Genomic DNA, 489 nt, shown 5'->3' on the forward strand with positions numbered 1-489 from the left:
CAAGTTAATAGATGCCTGACCATTGCCAGCACTGTTAGAAGAGATATAACGTAAGCCATCTAGACCATTCATTTGTTGTTCAATGATCTGAGTCACGGTATTTTCAACCGTTTGTGCAGAAGCACCTGGGTACGTTGCAGAAATTNNAACTTGCAGACTGGTCATTTTCGCAGGATCAAGCCAAATACGCATCGCGTATGAACCACCAAAAACTTGTACTTCACCCACCCCAGCAACACGACTGAGCGGTTCGGAAATGTTTGAGTTTACATAGTCTTTAATGTCAGATGCAGAAAGGCTTTCATCTGGAGAATAGAATGCCACAACTTGCATAAAGCTTGCGCCAGATTTGGTGACTTTGACACCTTGGCGTTGCACATCTTCAGGTAAGAGTGCAGTTGCAGATTGTAGCTTGTTCTGTACTTGAACTTGTGCAATGTCTGGATCAATGCCTTGCTCAAAGTTCAAGTTAATAGATGCCTGACCATT

The 489-nt window shown here is 43.1% G+C and carries 1 protein-coding gene; it reads right to left on the minus strand.

Translation table 11 applies throughout. The features are described 5' to 3' along the window. On the minus strand, positions 1-489 hold a 489-nt coding region (locus B4F08_RS14570; protein ID WP_291375004.1), incomplete at both ends, for an efflux RND transporter permease subunit.

Source organism: Acinetobacter sp. UBA6720 (genome assembly GCF_002454215.1).
Classification (GTDB): Bacteria; Pseudomonadota; Gammaproteobacteria; order Pseudomonadales; family Moraxellaceae; genus Acinetobacter.